At 41.1% G+C, this 224-nt stretch carries 1 protein-coding gene; it reads right to left on the bottom strand.

The annotated features are described in order from the left end of the window. A partial coding sequence (locus tag AC1M9A_RS14470) for a GA-like domain-containing protein (RefSeq protein WP_481610500.1) occupies nucleotides 1-224 on the bottom strand: 224 nt, incomplete at both ends.

Genomic DNA, 224 nt, shown 5'->3' with positions numbered 1-224 from the left:
AGCAATACCATTGCTATCTGTATCGTTCACTGCTGGTACAACTGTATCTAGAGCATCTAAACGAGCATCTAGATCATCTTTAGCTGCTGATGCAGGTAATGCATCAACCAAGCCTTGTGCTGTACCTTTCAATGCATCTAATTGATCTTTGATCGCTTGTAATTGAGCTTGCGTTGCTGGACTGATTACACCATTTTTAGCAGCAATTGCCTCTACCAATTCAT

The sequence above is a fragment of the Acinetobacter sp. ANC_7634 genome, from assembly GCF_056779875.1.
Note: the sequence above shows the minus strand (reverse complement) of the source record. Positions and strands in the feature narration are given on the sequence as shown.